Source organism: Anaplasma marginale str. Florida (assembly GCF_000215485.1).
In the GTDB taxonomy this organism is placed as follows: Bacteria; Pseudomonadota; Alphaproteobacteria; order Rickettsiales; family Anaplasmataceae; genus Anaplasma; species Anaplasma marginale.
Genome location: NZ_AFMS01000146.1, coordinates 1 through 16,127, shown reverse-complemented (window position 1 = coordinate 16,127; position 16,127 = coordinate 1). Strand labels below are relative to the sequence as shown.

Annotated in this window: 16 protein-coding genes; 9 read left to right on the top strand and 7 right to left on the bottom strand. The window is 50.8% G+C overall.

Features of this window, described 5'->3' with window-relative positions; genetic code table 11:
• The first annotated feature begins 631 nt into the window (after window positions 1–631).
• Complete coding sequence (gene pgsA, locus GAC_RS04215; protein WP_010266017.1) at window positions 632–1,174, top strand: CDP-diacylglycerol--glycerol-3-phosphate 3-phosphatidyltransferase; 543 nt, start codon at window positions 632–634, stop codon at window positions 1,172–1,174.
• Window positions 1,175–1,182: 8 nt separating this feature from the next.
• Here pgsA and purH read toward each other — a convergent pair whose 3' ends face one another.
• The 5 genes from purH to GAC_RS04190 are packed head-to-tail and all read right to left on the bottom strand — an operon-like array spanning window position 1,183 to window position 7,168.
• Window positions 1,183–2,724 (bottom strand): bifunctional phosphoribosylaminoimidazolecarboxamide formyltransferase/IMP cyclohydrolase, encoded by a 1,542-nt coding sequence (purH, locus tag GAC_RS04210; protein WP_010268524.1) that lies wholly within the window; start codon window positions 2,722–2,724, stop codon window positions 1,183–1,185.
• 14 nt (window positions 2,725–2,738) lie between these two features.
• Window positions 2,739–3,176: a 3-hydroxyacyl-ACP dehydratase FabZ gene (gene fabZ / locus GAC_RS04205; protein WP_035018105.1), complete on the bottom strand. Its 438-nt coding sequence runs from the start codon at window positions 3,174–3,176 to the stop codon at window positions 2,739–2,741.
• 11 nt (window positions 3,177–3,187) lie between these two features.
• Window positions 3,188–3,733 carry an OmpH/Skp family outer membrane protein gene (locus GAC_RS04200; protein WP_227013281.1) on the bottom strand — a complete coding sequence of 182 codons (546 nt, stop codon included), beginning with the start codon at window positions 3,731–3,733 and terminating at the stop codon, window positions 3,188–3,190.
• Between the two features lies 1 nt (window position 3,734).
• Window positions 3,735–6,074 carry an outer membrane protein assembly factor BamA gene (gene bamA, locus GAC_RS04195; RefSeq protein ID WP_010268518.1) on the bottom strand — a complete coding sequence of 780 codons (2,340 nt, stop codon included), beginning with the start codon at window positions 6,072–6,074 and terminating at the stop codon, window positions 3,735–3,737.
• Window positions 6,075–6,079: 5 nt separating this feature from the next.
• Window positions 6,080–7,168: a M50 family metallopeptidase gene (locus tag GAC_RS04190; RefSeq protein WP_010270696.1), complete on the bottom strand. Its 1,089-nt coding sequence runs from the start codon at window positions 7,166–7,168 to the stop codon at window positions 6,080–6,082.
• Window positions 7,169–7,286: 118 nt separating this feature from the next.
• Here GAC_RS04190 and GAC_RS04185 point away from each other — a divergent pair, with 118 nt between their 5' ends.
• Together GAC_RS04185 and GAC_RS04180 are read left to right on the top strand one after the other, a co-directional pair.
• Window positions 7,287–7,553: an FAD assembly factor SdhE gene (locus GAC_RS04185; protein WP_010268515.1), complete on the top strand. Its 267-nt coding sequence runs from the start codon at window positions 7,287–7,289 to the stop codon at window positions 7,551–7,553.
• A gap of 43 nt (window positions 7,554–7,596) precedes the next feature.
• Window positions 7,597–8,826: a protein-disulfide reductase DsbD family protein gene (locus GAC_RS04180; RefSeq protein ID WP_012659094.1), complete on the top strand. Its 1,230-nt coding sequence runs from the start codon at window positions 7,597–7,599 to the stop codon at window positions 8,824–8,826.
• On the opposite strand, the gene GAC_RS04175 is transcribed toward GAC_RS04180, so the two are convergent.
• Window positions 8,813–9,955 (bottom strand): D-alanyl-D-alanine carboxypeptidase family protein, encoded by a 1,143-nt coding sequence (locus tag GAC_RS04175; protein ID WP_012659093.1) that lies wholly within the window; start codon window positions 9,953–9,955, stop codon window positions 8,813–8,815. The two genes, GAC_RS04180 and GAC_RS04175, sit on opposite strands and share 14 nt — an antisense overlap.
• A 154-nt stretch (window positions 9,956–10,109) precedes the next feature.
• Here GAC_RS04175 and panC point away from each other — a divergent pair, with 154 nt between their 5' ends.
• The 5 genes from panC to prmC all read left to right on the top strand — a co-directional run bounded on the left by panC (window position 10,110) and on the right by prmC (window position 14,750).
• The gene (gene panC, locus GAC_RS04170) at window positions 10,110–10,928 is read left to right on the top strand and encodes a pantoate--beta-alanine ligase (protein ID WP_241760158.1); all 819 of its coding nucleotides are present in this window, start codon (window positions 10,110–10,112) and stop codon (window positions 10,926–10,928) included.
• 105 nt (window positions 10,929–11,033) lie between these two features.
• The gene (locus GAC_RS04165) at window positions 11,034–11,567 is read left to right on the top strand and encodes a gamma carbonic anhydrase family protein (RefSeq protein WP_037349527.1); all 534 of its coding nucleotides are present in this window, start codon (window positions 11,034–11,036) and stop codon (window positions 11,565–11,567) included.
• 99 nt (window positions 11,568–11,666) lie between these two features.
• Window positions 11,667–12,911, top strand: coding sequence for a dihydrolipoyllysine-residue succinyltransferase (sucB, locus tag GAC_RS04160; RefSeq protein WP_035018081.1), 1,245 nt, complete (start codon window positions 11,667–11,669; stop codon window positions 12,909–12,911).
• Window positions 12,912–12,914: 3 nt separating this feature from the next.
• Window positions 12,915–13,712, top strand: coding sequence for a type I methionyl aminopeptidase (gene map, locus GAC_RS04155; protein ID WP_010265995.1), 798 nt, complete (start codon window positions 12,915–12,917; stop codon window positions 13,710–13,712).
• A 189-nt stretch (window positions 13,713–13,901) separates the two neighbouring features.
• Window positions 13,902–14,750: a peptide chain release factor N(5)-glutamine methyltransferase gene (gene prmC / locus GAC_RS04150; RefSeq protein WP_227013282.1), complete on the top strand. Its 849-nt coding sequence runs from the start codon at window positions 13,902–13,904 to the stop codon at window positions 14,748–14,750.
• 151 nt (window positions 14,751–14,901) lie between these two features.
• Here the strand turns inward: prmC and grxC are convergent, their stop codons facing one another.
• Complete coding sequence (gene grxC / locus GAC_RS04145) at window positions 14,902–15,144, bottom strand: glutaredoxin 3 (protein ID WP_010265991.1); 243 nt, start codon at window positions 15,142–15,144, stop codon at window positions 14,902–14,904.
• Window positions 15,145–15,211: 67 nt separating this feature from the next.
• On the opposite strand from grxC, the gene GAC_RS04140 reads away from it, so the two are divergent.
• Window positions 15,212–16,127, top strand: a 916-nt coding sequence (locus tag GAC_RS04140; RefSeq protein ID WP_037349526.1) for a bifunctional riboflavin kinase/FAD synthetase, incomplete at its 3' end; no start/stop codon positions are given.

Sequence of the window (16,127 nt, the reverse complement as noted above, 5' to 3'; positions counted from 1 at the left end):
GTATAACCGCGCGCCAGGGCTTTAACGGCTACTTCATGCATTGAAAATGCGGCAAAAGTGCAACGTTGGTTGCTATAATGCCAACACTACGTACGGTTTCTAACGCGTTGCGTCATCGGCTACGGAGGCCAGTTGTGGCTGCGTGAATAATGGCTGCAGGGCATCAACATATGGGGCAATTGGACAGAATCTGTGATAGATAAACCAAGCAGCGTGTTAGAACTACTCCCAAAAATGGTGTCTTGGAAGCGCGCTAACACTTGGGTGCACAAATCGCACGCTGCAGTATTGCCACCGAAACCAGGGCTGAATAGACATTATTCCCATTTGGGCTTTTCAAGCAGCGGGGTGTCACTTTTCTAGGCATGATGATTTTTCAGGCAAGAGCGGCCAGGTATTGCGCTAATTCGTGGCGATTTGGCGTATTTTAGACTTGCAGTCAACCCGGAAAGCATCCATTATAGAATGCTTATGGGTTTAAACAGGCGTGTCAGCGCGGTGAGCGTTTTTATGCTGTTTCTTTAGGTGTAGTGGATGTTGCGCTTTCCACAGGTCCGGTGCGCGGCTGTTAGGTCTCTTGGTATTTGATGTCCCGATAGGCGGGCGCGCTGTGAGTTGAGAGGGGAGTGGCTTGAGGAAAGTTTTGCCCAATATGCTGACCATCTTTAGGGTTCTTGCCATACCTGCCGTAGTCTCCAGCTTTTATGTGGGTTGCGGATGTGCCCGGTATGTGACCTTGGCTATATTTCTGCTTGCCTGCGCAACTGATTTCCTTGACGGATACCTGGCTCGCATGTGGAGAGCGCAATCTAAGTTTGGCAGGCTTTTTGATCCGGTTGCCGACAAGCTTATAGTCCTTTCTGCTTTCATAATGCTGGTATATGTGGGGCAAATAACGGGCTTGAGCGTCGCGTGCGTCGTCGTTATTGTCTGCAGGGAAGTGCTGGTATCCGGAATGCGTGAATTCTTTATTGCTGCGGGCACCAGTTTGCCAGTAAGCGGCATGGGCAAGCTCAAAACTGTAATGCAAATGACTGCAACTGGAGTATTAATCGTCGGTGATGGGGGAGTTGTGACGCGCATTGGGGAATTTCTTCTGTGGGTTGCGGCTGCATTGTCGGTATATTCCATGTATCTGTACACCCGCACTGCGGTTGAGAAAACCGGAATCTGATTTTCCTGTTAGTGGCAAAAACTCCTGAGGCCCGTGAAGTACATCGCAATGCCACTATCGTCAGCAGCCTCTATTACTTCTTTGTCCCGCAAAGAACCACCAGGCTGCACTATAGCAAATATGCCTGCAGTCGCGGCGTGATGTATACTATCTGCAAATGGGAAAAATGCGTCAGACGCCATAACAGCACCTGTGCAGTCTTGTGCCTTTTTGACAGCAAGCTCCACGCTGTCAACCCTGCTCATTTGTCCTGCGCCTACTCCTATGGCGCGCCCGTCACGTGCTATTACAATTGCGTTGGACTTCACATGCTTGCATACCCGCCACGCGAACAGCAAATCCTGCAGAACCGCGGGAGGCGCTGTTTTAGTTGTAACCTTAAGCAGGTCGTCAATGCCTATTGTGCTGCAATTGCGTTCCTGCATAAGCAAGCCGCTACCAAGCGCGCTTTTGAAAACCAACCTACTCGCCATGTAGGGCGTGCACTTTACCACACGTAAGTTCTTTTTTGTGTACAATACTTTCAGTGCATCCTCAGCAAAATCTGGGGCAACCACCGCTTCCACAAACATGTCTGCGACCTTGTGTGCAATTTCCTCTGTAACCGGCCTATTACACGCTATTATCCCGCCGAAACTGCTTTTTGGGTCACAAGTAATTGCCTTTTCATAGGCATCGTCCACATTTGCGCTAGAAACTGCCACCCCGCATGGGTTCCCGTGCTTTATTACAGAAACTGCTGGGACGTCAAACTCGGCTACTATAGCAACAGCGGACTCGATATCGACGATATTATTAAAGCTCAGCTCCTTGCCGTGCATCTGCTCAATGGGCAATGTCATAGGTGAACTATCGTGATACATGCCGTACACGGCGGCTTTCTGATGCGGGTTCTCACCAATGCGCAAATCCTGAATTTTCCTTCCGCGTATTGTGATTTCTTGCGGCATGTCTGGCGCTTCTGTACCGTTTAACCACGCATGAATGCATGAATCGTAAGAAGATACGTTGGCGAAAGTTTTAGCGGCCATGCGCCTTCTATATTCGAGTGTTGTTGCGTTCCCGTTACTGGACATTTCCTGCATCAGCCCTTCGTATTCGTGCACGTCGGGTATAACCGTAACATGCTGAAAATTCTTGGCTCCCGCCCTCAGAAGCGACACCCCGCCTATGTCTATCTGCTCCACCACTGCAACATCTGCGGCCTTAGCAGCTGCAAGGCTCTGGAAGGGGTATAGATTTACTATGACCAGATCGATTGCATCTACGGCTAGCCTGTCCAACTCGGAATCGTGGCTGTCTCCATTGCGCAAAATGCCGGCGAATATTTTTGGGTGCAGAGTCTTAACCCTACCGTCCATCATTTCTGGGTATCCGGTGTACTCTGAAACTTCAACCGCAGGAATACCAGCCTGCTGCAGCAGGCCACATGTATTTTTTGTTGCTATTATGCGAAACCCTCGTGCTGCTATAAACTGGGCGAGTTTCTCAATATTTGTCTTGTCATATACCGATATCAGGGCTGTTCTGCCCGTTGAGGAAGCAGTCATTATTCTTGCGTACCTTAACCCATCATTGCCAAAATTTGTGCCTCGGATGCCAGCTCGTCCCCGACGTACGCATGGCACTGAAATTTGCAGGTGGTGCCGCGCATGTGGATTACTGCCGATTTTATCGTTAGGGTATCACCCGGAACAACCACCCTGCGAAATTTTGCTCCATCTATCGACATAAAATACACTGACCGGTTCCCGCTTGCCTCGTCCCCTTCGCGGTCGCTTACGACACACAGCATAGAAGATTGTGCCATAGACTCTATAATCAGCACACCAGGCATAACTGGATTGTCGCGAAAGTGCCCCACAAAAAACGGCTCGTTGAAGGTTACATTCTTTAGCGCGACTATGGACTTACCAGGGATGCACTCTAAAACTCTATCCACTAGCAAGAACGGATACGAGTGGGGCAACATCCGCATAATCTGCTTGTGATCAAGCGCCATGGTCATCTAGGCTAGCTTCCCCCCATGTTGACTCGCGACAGGTCCTTGTTCAGGGTCTCCAGAACCCGCTCAGAGATATCAGCCGCGTCTTCCACGTGGGCAACCTGACCTCTGGGTATGAAGAGCACAATTGTGGCGCCAAGCTCGCCGGCCAGGTGCTTGGAGATCTGTTGCACTTTGTTGTAAACCTGTTCCATGGCGCCGCTGTACATACTCTCGAGCTCAGACATTTTAGCTGCTGCATCCCTGTTTAAGGAGTCAACCTCCTTTCTAAATTCCGCAACTTTTGCCTCAAATGCCTCGGAGCTCAATATGCTTTTCTGTTTCATGAGCTCGTCCTCGCCTTTACGCAACTCCTCGCCTCTGCGGGAAAACGTGCTCCGCAATTCGGTCCGCCTTCTATCCAACTGCGCCCTGATGTCCTTCGCGACCAGTGCCTCACTAAGCACCTTTTCCGAGTCTACGAATAGCACGGGCCTACTAACCGACGCATCTTCCGCGCCTGCACCCGATGAGCAAAAAAGTACAAAGAAAAATATCGTGAGAAATCTGCGCATTCTAAATACCCGCATCCGTGGAAATCCTTATTCTATCTTTAATGTCAAACTTTTCCTTCACTATGGGAAACCCGAAGTCTATCCTTACCGGTCCAAATGGAGACTTCCAAGAAAACCCGAACCCTATGGACAGCCTCGGCAGGTCACTAGTATCATACCCGCCGACTTCTGAGTCCAACCGAGACAGGCTTGCCACATCAGCAAACACTGAACCCCTGATACCTAAATGCTCAGGCAGACCTATGGGAAAGTCAAGCTGGGTAACGACTCCGTAGAACAACTTGCCACCTAAAGACTCCTTAGTATTGCGATCTCTGGGGCCGATTCCCGAAGCAGCAAAGCCTCGGATTTCGCTGTTTCCTGCAAAGAACCTCTGCCCTATTTTCACAGTTTCACCTGAATATGCGAACACATACCCGAAAGATGGCTTAACCTTTAGCACTATGTCGTCATGTATTCTGCGAAACACCGGGAAGAAATGGGCGCTTGAGGCTTCTGTCTTGACGTAGTGTAAGTTTCCTCCTATTCCCGAAAACAACTGGCTCACCTTAGCAAACACCCCAGTGCTGGGCTTGTAAGTGCTGTCCAGACTGCTGTACACCAATGAGTAACCCACGGCGGAATCAAAATGCCGCCCCTCTTGTTCTTTTATGTAAATGGAGGCTGACTCCCCTATGTTATGTATGCTGTGATACTTGTAATAATATTGCAAAGATGCAGCAACGCTATCAGTAAGATTGCACGACAGCCGGGTGGAAAGCCCCGCGTTGGTGCTGCTAAATGAGCCTTCGGAGGAAGAAAACAACCCACCGAGAGTGCCACTGGAAGAAGATGGGCTGCCCTGCTGTGAGTAAAATACTCCGACGCCAAACGCAACGTCGCTATCAAGCACATTGGGAGTTACTAGATCAAGTGTTCCTGACAAACTGGTCATGGATCTAGATAAATCGAATGCGACCATCTTTCCAGTGCCAAACGCATTGCGCTCTCTCACGCTGATCTTGCCAACAAGACCGCTTTCTGAGGAAAAGCCAGCACCTATGTCAAACGAACCAGTGCCACGCTCTTTCACTCTAAAATTCAAATCTACCAAGCTGTCAGAGATTTTTTGAGTTTCTACATCCACGGTCTCGAAGAAATCCATATCTGCCAGCCTTTTGCGCGACTGCCTGACAGCGCCCGTGCTGTACACGTCTCCCTCATGTATGCCGAGCTTGCGCCGCATGACGTGGTCTAACGTCCTATTGTTACCGAGTATGTTTATTCTGTGTATGTAGACGCTATGTCCCAGGGATATGCTATACTTCACATTTACCACGTCACCCTGCACGTCATAGTCACTCTTTACAGAGGCGAACAAGTTGCCGCGCTCATTAAGATGAGCGGTCATACGCGCGACTGACCCGTTTACCATGGTCGCGTCAAACACCTCTCCCTTCTTCGATAGCACAAGTTCAAGCAGGTCTTTTTCTATACCTTCATAGCTGTGCGCTATGTCACTCACGGTTACTGTGCTTTCGCCAAACTGATATTTCTTCCCTTCTTCCACAGAGAATATTACAGTCATGCGCGTGAGGTCCCGACTTACCTCTGACACTACGGACTTGACTCTGAAGTCAAGAAACCCCCTGCTGGTGTAAAACTCGCGCAAAATGGACTGATCCGCAACTAATCGCTCCGCGAAGAACTTTGTACTGCCGCCAAATAGGCCAAAACCCTCCTTCAGCTTGTACTCTTTTGAGTATACTATTGCTTTTAACTCGCTGGACGAAAACGCCTTGTTGCCTACGAACCTGATCTCACCGATGCGAGTGGCCTTTCCCTCTACAATGTTGAGCACTATGTCTACCGCGTTGTGCGGAGCCCGCCTAACTGCGTAAGACACCTTTGCACCCAGCATTCCCCTGCTCTGATACAGTGCGTGCAAGGTTGACAGGTCGCGCTTCAGCTTTGCCTCTGTGAAAATACTCATCTTTTTCATCTTGAGTACGTCACTCTCAAGATTCTTATCAGAGAACATCCTGTTGCCTACGATCTTTATACTCCTTACTACGGGGTTCTCCTTCACTCTGATCACCAGCTCATTGCCCTCTGCGCGAACGCTAACTCTGGAAAAGAGAGAAGTTGCGTATAGGTTTTTTATCGCCTCGTCTATTTCGGGTTGTGTAACATCCCCAGTCAGAGGTACTTTGGCGTAAAACTGCACGGTGCCGGAATCCAGCCTCTCGTTGCCTATTACCTTGACTCTTGTTACACCAGCAACCGCGCTGGCGGGAAGAATGGGCCCCACAAAGGACACACATGCGACTACGTACAGAACGAAAACAAGGACGTATCTCATAAAACTCACTTCAAAATGCTCTTGACGTCATTGAAGGTGACGAAAACCATCATAGATACCAGGAGCACGAAGCCTATAGCCATCATGACATTCTGATATTTAGGGTTTATAGTTTTCCTGCGGAAAATCCCCTGCAGGGCATACTGCAGCATGTACCCCCCATCCAGCATAGGTATGGGGAGGAGATTGACAACCCCCAGGTTTGCGGAAATCAACCCTACAAACCACAATCCCTCTTTGTTTCTGATTGACTCGCCAGAATGTTTTGCAATCCTAACCGGCCCGCCAAGCTCATCCATGCCACGAGCGCCCGTTACAAGCTGCACGACTGCCAGCAGGGTTATTTTCACTATTCTGAAGATGCACCTAAAAGACTCAACTGCGGCCCGTAACACTGGCAGACGCCTGGCCCTGGTAGTTTCCGGGGATATGTTAGCCGCTATGCCCAGCCTATGGGCATCGTCAGACCACACATCCGGAGAGAGCTTGATGGAATGTTGTACGCCATCGCGGAGAAATACCATTGTAAACTCCTGATTGGGGCTTCCGGCGATATAGTGCCGTATCTCCTCAAACCACGAAATTTCATGTCCGTCAACCTCAACTATCCTGTCGCCCGCCATGAGCCCAACCTTTTCTGCCGTGCTTCCAGGCAGTATGCTGCCCACTATTGGCATCGGGCTCATAATCCCTCTGGTAGAGAACAACACGAAGAATACCAAGACGGAAAACAGCAAATTCGCCAGCGGCCCAGCACCAGCGACGGCAAACCTCTGCCACAGGGGCTTTTCGTTAAACGCGAAAGACTTCTCACCCTCAGAGAGATTGTCCTCCTGCGTGTCACCAAGCATCTTTACGTATCCCCCGACAGGCACCAGGCTGAACTTCCACCTAGTGCCAGACCCGTCAGTAATCCCAAACAGCTCAGGTCCAAACCCAAGAGAGAATGTCTTGACCCGAACCCCGCACAACTTCGCAACCGCATAATGCCCATACTCATGCACAAACACGACCACGGAAAGCACGAGGAGGAAGGAGGCAATGTAGAAAGAACCCTCCTGAAAAGCGCCAAACACCCGCGCTAGGGAAACCATAAGGATACTCGACAAGCTCGAAACAGGAGCATGTTATATCATATTTATATCCTTGACAACAGTATTGTGCGGTATAAAGTTCCTGCGTGGTGGCTGCAGTGAGCGCGGTGTTTGTGGGATGGATGACTTTGGTCTCGAAGGGCGAAAACGCAGGTTGCTTTACAGAAGTACGCACAGGGGCTGCAAGGAGACTGACATACTTTTGGGTGCTTTTGCGCAGAGGTATCTTGCCCTACTGGACGAGGAGGAGCTTGTGCAGTATGAGAAGATAGTGGAACTTGATGATGAGTTGCTATACTCCTATATAGTGGGTAGGCGACCGGTGCCTGACTCCATAGACAAGGCGCTCGTGTCTCGCATATCGGCATGTGCGTCCGGCAAGTAACTTGCTGGTGGTGTATGCCAGAGTGGCATTGCTGAGGTAGCTTATGGAACATACATTTCCCGAAATATTAGCACTCGCGTTTGTTGGTGGTTTGGTGCTCAACCTAATGCCCTGCGTGTTTCCCATATTGTCGTTGAAAGTGCTACCCATAGTGCGTAAAAGCTCGAAAAGTAGGTGGAGTACCGCGGTGGATGGGGTATACTACACGGCTGGGGTTATGAGTAGCATGCTACTCTTGTCTTTGGTGCTGATTTTACTGCGCTCCGCAGGCCACTTTCTTGGTTGGGGGTTTCAGATGCAGTCCCCAGCTTTGGTTATCGGCCTCCTACACGTAACTTTTCTTGTGGGCATGTCATTTTCCGGTTTTCTTGACTTGTCAATCAAAGTGCCGTTCGTAGATGCAATAACCGCGCACAACGTTGGAAGTTTTTTTGCCGGGGTTCTTTCTGCGCTAATCGGTACTCCATGCTCGGCCCCGTTCATGGTGTCTGCTGTAAGTTTCGCTCTGCTGCAGCCGGGGTTGCGTTCTATTGCAATATTTCAGGTTATGGGACTAGGTATGGCGCTTCCATATTTGATCATATCGTGTTCCCCGGGTCTGACTCGCCTACTTCCAAAACCTGGACGGTGGATGGAGTACCTTAAGCAATTTCTTGCATTCCCAATGTATGCAACCTCTGCGTGGCTGCTGCACGTTCTGGTGAGCCAAAAGGGCACGCACGTACTACTCCCAACAGTGCTGTCAATTGTTGCGGTATCGTTAGGGGTGTGGTTTCTGCGGGTTATGTCTAATGTCAAGATGCAAGCATCCAAGGCCTTGGCGGTGCTACTACCGCTCTTTGTTGTTGGTACTGCGATATATATTGGTCGCTTTCGAGGCCACGATCACGCATATGGTGAGCTTGCAGTGGTGGAATTTTCCGAAGCAAGGTTGGCGAGGTTACTGCGCAAAGATAAGACGGTGTTTTTGTCTGTGGGGGCTGAGTGGTGTCTTACCTGTAAGGTTAATGAAAAAGTGCTTGAATCCGCATCGGTGCAGAGTTTTCTACGCACACATGGTGTTATATACATGAAAGCAGACTGGACCAACATGGACAGCACTATTGCCGAGTACTTAAGCGAACATGGCGGTGGTGGTGTTCCGTTCTACGAGCTGTACGTCAACGGAAAATCCGTAGGGCCTATGCCGCAAATTTTCAGCGAAAAAACGCTTCTTGAGATTTTGAGCAAGCACCTGAACGCAAACCCAAGTTCCAAAGCTAGCCCAGAATAGCGTGCTTTAGCGATCTAAAAAACCCGCGCACCGGTCCCAGCGCCTCAACCTCCGTGGCTGCATATACTGGAAACACCTTATCTGCCATGCCGGGTATCTGCACCGCGAGTGTGCCTATCTCCTGGCCCTTTTTCACTGGAGCAGCTATTGTACTCTTGTGGGAGATAAACGCCTTTACGCTTTTTGACAGGTCCCTCGGGTAGCTTATGACCACATCGTCGCGAACATGCATCTGGACCGTCCCTTTCCTACCATTCCACACTTTTACTTCACCCACTACGCTCCCCGCGGGGAAAACAACTTTGGTCTCAAAGCGATTAAAGGCATACAGCAGCAGCCGCTTAGTCTCGTACGCCCGCTCCGTTTCGGTTTTCAGCCCGTTGACAACAACAAAAACGCGGCGATTATCCTTCTGTGCCGATGCCGCTATTCCATACCCAGCCTTTTCTGTGTGGCCGGTCTTTATCCCATCCACCCCTATATTGTAATTGAGCAGGGTATTGTAGTTCTTTTGGGTTACACCATTATATGTGAACTGCTTCTCGCCGAATACGTGGTAATACTCGGGAAAATCCTCGAAAATTCTGACCGACAGCGTGAGTATGTCCCTCACAGACATCAAATGCCCCTCATCTGGCCACCCAGTCACATTCGTGAAACTGCTATGTGCCAGGTTCATCTCCTTCGCCAAACTGTTAATGTCCTCCACAAACTGTTCTTGTGAACCGCTGACCCCCTCTGCAAGCGCAATGCATGCGTCATTACCAGATGATACAGCAGCCCCCATGATGAGGTCACGAACCTTGACCATTTGCCCGACTTTCAAAAACGCAGAAGAGCCCCCACGCTTCCACGCGCTCTCACTAACAGAGAACGTATCGTCCATCTTTATCAGGCCGGCATGCAAGTGCTGAAACACTAGATATAGCGTCATCAACTTGCTCATGGAAGAAGGTGCCACTGCAACGTCAGCATCATGCTCAAAGAGCACTGTCCGGGACCCCAGCTCATACACAATTGCATGCGGTGCCTTTGTGTGCATCTTGAGCGCGTAAGAAGGGCGGGCCGGAGCCAATGCCAAGCAGCAGAACGCGGGCACCAAAAAACTGAGCAGAAAACGCCTGATCACAGCAGGATACTAGACTAAAACACGGGCAGTTATACTTGATGTGCGGGCTCTATATCAATAACAAAATTTACCGCGCAACAATTGTTGATTGTTGTGGACAGCGCCAGGCGACCAGGCTACAATCCGGGACGGTACAGGCCTTGTGAGTTTCCAGATGGAAATTGTTAGGGACGTAGAATCCGTGAGGGCGGTGCTGCGCCCATTTACAAACCGTAAAATAGGACTTGTGCCAACCATGGGTGCATTGCACTCCGGGCACCTATCCTTAGTGCATGAGATGAAAAAGCATGCTGATGTGGTCATCGTGAGCATCTTTGTGAACCCACTGCAGTTTTCCCCGGGCGAAGATTACGAGAAATATCCAAGGTGTGAGGAGGTGGACTGCGAAAAATGCGCCAGTGCGGGCGTGGATGTTGTGTACATCCCGAGTGCCGAGGGTATGTATCCCGATGGCTTTTCCACCAGTGTGGACATAGGGCCCATGGCGCGTGAACTGTGTGGCGCGTCTAGGCAGAATTTCATAAACGGGATTATGGTTGTGCTAATAAAGTTGGTGATGCAAACAAATGCACATTGCATGATCCTCGGGGAAAAAGACTACCAAATGCTGCACCTCACCCGTCAGCTGTTCCGTGACCTTAACATAGGCGTAGACGTGTTGCAGGGTAACACCGTGAGAAGCGCAGAAGGGTTGGCGCTGTCTTCCAGGCACCAATATTTGAGCAGTGCGGAAATTACCAAAGCCAACTTTTTGTACGGGTTTCTACTCGAAGTTGGGCAGCAGCTTTCTGACGATCCGCACGGGCAGCAAGAAATAATTGCGCGCGGCAAGCTGCGTCTTGAGCAGGAGGGGTTTGAGGTTGACTATCTTGAAGTGCGAGACAACAATACGCTCGAGCACATGCAGACCTTCAGAAAGCCCGCAAAGGGGTTTTTCCCTGGCCGTGTATTTGGGGAATTGTCGGCTTATTGATAACGTCCTCCTGGCTTAGTTTTAGGGTATGTTGCTGCTGTGACTGTGTGCCTTGAAAAATAAGTGCTGCGAGGCCGGTCCCTAGGTACACTAGCGCTGCTAGACATGTATGGAGGGTATGTGGTGGGTAACGCGTCTTTAGTGAGCTACATGGGCGTTCTTCCGTCTGTAGACTCTACCGCTTTCATAGCAGACAACGCACGTCTTATCGGCCATGTTGCCGTAGGAAAGAACGCAAGCATCTGGTTTTGCTCGGTTCTCAGGGGTGATGTAGGGAAAATTGTCGTTGGTGAAGGCAGCAATATCCAGGATAATACCGTTGTGCATACTGATCAAGAATACGGTGACACCGAGATTGGAAAATTCGTAACTGTCGGGCACGGCTGCATATTGCATGCGTGTTCCCTCATGGACAAAACATTCGTGGGCATGGGTTGTGTGATTATGGACCGCGCCCTAATGGAGGAGTGCAGCATGTTAGCTGCTGGGTCTTTGCTAACTAGGGGTAAGGTGGTAAAATCCGGTGAGTTGTGGGGGGGAAGGCCCGCCAAGTACATGAGGATGCTGTCGGATCAAGAGTTAGCATATCTGCAACAGTCAGCTGACGGGTATATCGAGCTATCCAGGTCATATCTATAAGTCACGCGCTGATCTATGGTTTGACATTTCGTGGTTTGGTGCCTAGACTGGCGGTCCATCCGTCCGGCATATAGTTCGTTTATTGGGCAAGCTGCTTGTATGAGTGATAATGTAGAGATAAAAGTTGATAACCTTGGTGGGGAATCCATATCAGAGGCCCCTGTTCGGGTTCTGAAAAAGGTTGGTGATGCCGTTTCCGCAGAAGAGGCGGTTTTTATTGTTGAAACGGATAAAACCTCTCTGGAGATAGCATCTCCGGTTGCCGGTGTTATCACCGAACTGCGCGTGTCGGATGAAGAGATAATAACCAGGGGCCAGGTTTTGGCGATCATCAGCAAGCATGAAGGTGCCCCTCAGGATGCCGCAGCGCGTGAGCACAAGCAAGCTGAAGTTGCAACTCCAGATGCCGAATTAGCACCGCAGGTTGAGCAACGTGATGCGCAAGCTCAAGTTGCTGACAAGGAAAAGCCGGTTAAGCCGGTCACTGGCCCACGCATTCCTGGTATAGACGAGTTCGTCGCCGGTGGGTGTTCCTCACCTGCTGATAGGGCGGCTGGTAAAATCACCAAGCCTGTGGGCGATGTGGGCAAGAGCCCCGTCCCGCAGCAACGCGTGTATGATGAGGTTGACGGCGTCATAAGCGTGCCAGGAGAAAGGCGCGTTAAGATGAGCAAAATCCGCCAGGTGATCGCGTCACGGCTGAAGGAATCGCAAAACACCGCAGCCACGCTCAGCACTTTTAATGAGGTGGATATGAGTGCTGTTATGGCGCTCAGGGGGAAATATAAGGAAGGCTTTGAGAAGAAGTATGAGGTGAAACTGGGGTTCATGTCGTTCTTCATCAAGGCCGTGGTGCTGGCTCTCAGAGAGATACCGGTGATTAATGCTGAGATTTCCGGGGATGAGATAATATACCGCGACTACTGCAATATCGGGGTTGCGGTCGGCACGGATAAGGGGTTAGTAGTGCCGGTGATACGCGGGGCCGAGACCATGTCGTTTGCGGCATTAGAGCAAGAGTTGGTGATGCTGAGTAAGAAGGCCAGGGGAGGGACGCTCACAGTTGCTGATATGTCTGGCGCAACGTTTACCATCACCAATGGTGGAGTATATGGGTCTCTTCTTTCCACACCGATTATTAACCCTCCTCAGTCAGGGATTCTGGGCATGCACGCGATACAAGAGCGCCCCGTGGTGGTCAACGGCAATATTGAAATCAGGCCCATGATGTATCTCGCGCTTTCGTATGACCACAGAATAGTGGATGGTCAAGGTGCGGTGACCTTCCTCGTGCGCGTCAAGCAATATATAGAAGATCCGAACAGGATGTCTCTCGAGATTTAGGTCATGGTTTCGGCTGGGGGCATAACTATTCACTCCGAGAAGGATTTTGAAGGCATGCGCAGGGCGGGTAGGTTGGCCGCCGAGACGCTGGATTTCATAACTCCCTACGTAAAGCCCGGGGTTTCTACAAACGCTTTGAATGATCTGTGCCATCGCTTCATTATAGATGCCGGCGCTGTGCCCGCCCCCCTGGGGTACCGCGGATATCCGAAGTCTATCTGTACCTCAAAAAATTGTGTAGTGTGCCACGGCATCCCGGATGATGTGGCGCTCAAGGATGGGGACATACTAAACATAGATGTTACGGTAATTTTGGATGGCTGGCATGGGGACACCAGCAGGATGTACTGGGTTGGCGAGAACACTGCGGTGAAGGCCAAGCGCCTGTGCGAGGCCTCGTATGAAGCAATGTGGGCTGCAATTGGACATGTGAAGCCCGGACAGAAGCTCAATAGGCTTGGCATGGCGATTGAGGAAACGATAGCCAAATATGGCTATTCAATTGTGCGTGATTATTGTGGCCACGGCCTCGGCAAAGTATTTCATGCGGCGCCTAATGTTGTACACTACTACGACGAGGAAGATGAAACTGTGCTGCAGGAAGGAATGTTTTTCACGGTGGAGCCCATGATAAATGCAGGTAAGCACCACACCACCGTGAGCAAGAAAGACGGATGGACCGTGACGACCCGAGATTTCTCTCTCTCCGCGCAGTTCGAACATTCGTTAGGGGTCACCAAAGATGGGGCGGAAGTTTTCACCATGTCGCCAAAGAATTGGAATTTCCCGCCCTACCAGTAGGCGCGCACCTCAATCGCCCGCGCGTGTGGTGGCGGGCAGCGGTTAGCGTCGTAACCTCAGGCTTTGCAGAAGAGTGCAGTTTCTGTATTGTGATACAATATTGCGAAGTTTTCCCGAAACTATGCAGCGGAATTTGCGGATCCACGGCTTCATACATGGCTGGCCTTTCAGGTATGTGCGATGCAAGCGATGAGAATCTCTACTCTGTTGGGTAAGGCTGCGGCCATGCTAAGCGGTGCTGGCGTGGCAACTCCGAGGCTAGATGCAGAGCTCATCGCGCAGCAGGCCCTGGGTATCAGTGCGATTGCCATGCTCGTAGATGCTGATATGCCAGTGGAACAGGAACGCGCGGATAGGTTTTTCGCGCTACTGGACCGGCGGCTATCGGGGGAACCAGTCTCGCATATTCTTGGCAAACGGGAATTCTGGGGCATGGATTTTGCAGTCAATTCAGATGTTCTCGATCCGCGGGCAGATACTGAGTCTGTGGTGTCTTCTGCAATCAAAATTTACAAAAACCAAAATCGTAACCTCACAATTGCCGATCTGGGCACAGGCACCGGGTGCATCTTGATTGCGCTACTATCGCACTACAGACACGCCACCGGGGTTGCATTTGAGAAGAGTGTGAAGGCTTACCGCGTTGCGCGACAAAACTTTGTGCGACACTCCATGCTCGCAAGGGTAAAACTGCGCTGTGCAAGCTGGGAGCGGTGCGAAGGGAAGTTTGACCTGATAGTAAGCAACCCCCCGTATATCAGGAGGTGCAAAATACCCGGCCTACAGCGTGAGGTCAGGCAGCACGAGCCATTGGGGGCCCTGGACGGTGGGACAAGGGGCATGGAGGCGTATACTCAGATTTTTAAGGTCCTAAAAAAATGCCTGCGCCCGTCCGGCAGGGCGATTCTGGAGATTGGTGAAGATCAGAGCACAATACGCGACGAAGCCCTACGCTGGAATATAGGCTTCTGCAACTATGAGTACGACCTTGCCGGTAGGAAGAGGTGCATCATCCTGAAGCTGCTGCCCGGGGCATAAAACTCCTCCACCGCCGCGCCAGCACTCGATTCATGCCAAGCCCACGACCGCGCGCCACTTGCCTTCCACCCGCACAGACACCAGCAACATGAAAGGGGCCAGGGCGCACGTGCTGAGCTACGCTACAATACCCGCAACAGACTGCCGCACTCTAGAGTTCCAACTCCCCGGATTCGTACAGGGCGTATAGATCATCACAACCGCCTATGCTCTTGCCGTCAATAAAAATCTGCGGCACAGTCCTCCTCCCCGAGCGCTCTACCATCTCACGCATAGCCTCCGGATTATCGGTGATGTCAATCTCCTTAAAGGGTACATTTTTTTTGTTGAACAAAGCCTTTGCCCTAGTACAATAGGGGCAGGGGACCTTTGTATATATGAGGACCTCCCGCATACTGCTCCTCCTTCCGAGATGTGCATGCTCTAGCTAGCACGGCTGCGTATAGATGTAAAGTTTTTATATGGAAGTATTGTATGGGCACGAGGGTAAAGAGGCGGTAGCGCTGACTTTCGGTAATTTTGACGGAATACACCTCGGGCATGTGCAGATATTCGCAGAGCTTACCCGGCGTGCTGCCGAGCTGTCTCTGCCCTCTGCTGTTTTGACGTTCTCCCCCCACACTGCCGCTTTTTTGAGGCAGAGAAAGAATTTCTTGTTAGTAGACTTTGAACACAAGGTGGAGCTCATAGAAGCGTGCGGGGTGGATTATCTGTACGTTGTGGAGTTCGGGCAGGAATTTGCGCAGCTATCACCCGATGCGTTTATTCATAATGTGCTGGTCGGTGGCTGTAAAGCCAGACACGTAGTTGTGGGGAAAGACTGCGTTTTTGGGCACAAGTGTGCGGGTAATCTCAAATCGCTCGAGCTACACGCGGCCACATGTGGATATGGGGTAACAGGAGTACCGCAGTACATGGTGGACGGACGTGCGTGTTCTTCCTCTCGCATCAGGGAGTGCTTGCAACTGGGTGATATTGAAACCGCAAATCTGCTGCTGGGCAGACGGCATGTCGTCAGTGGAAGGGTGCTAAAAGGCCGGGGCAGGGGAAAGCTCATAGGGTTCCCGACGCTGAATCTGAGCATGGATCATACCGTACTGCCGAAAAATGGTGTGTACCATGCGAGAGTGCGTTTTGGCGGGAACAATTATTGGCTGCCTGGCGTCGTCAACATAGGGACAAGGCCCACTTTTGCCGAAGAAATATGCCCACTGTTGGAGATGCACGTCTTTGATTTTGACGATGATGTTTACGGAAAATGGGCAGATGTAGAGCTGATTAGCTTTCTCAGACCTGAGCGTAAATTCCATAATGTTGATCAACTGGTTCGGCAAATAGAGCAAGACATACTCCCGCGTAAAAGCCAAAGGCTATTAG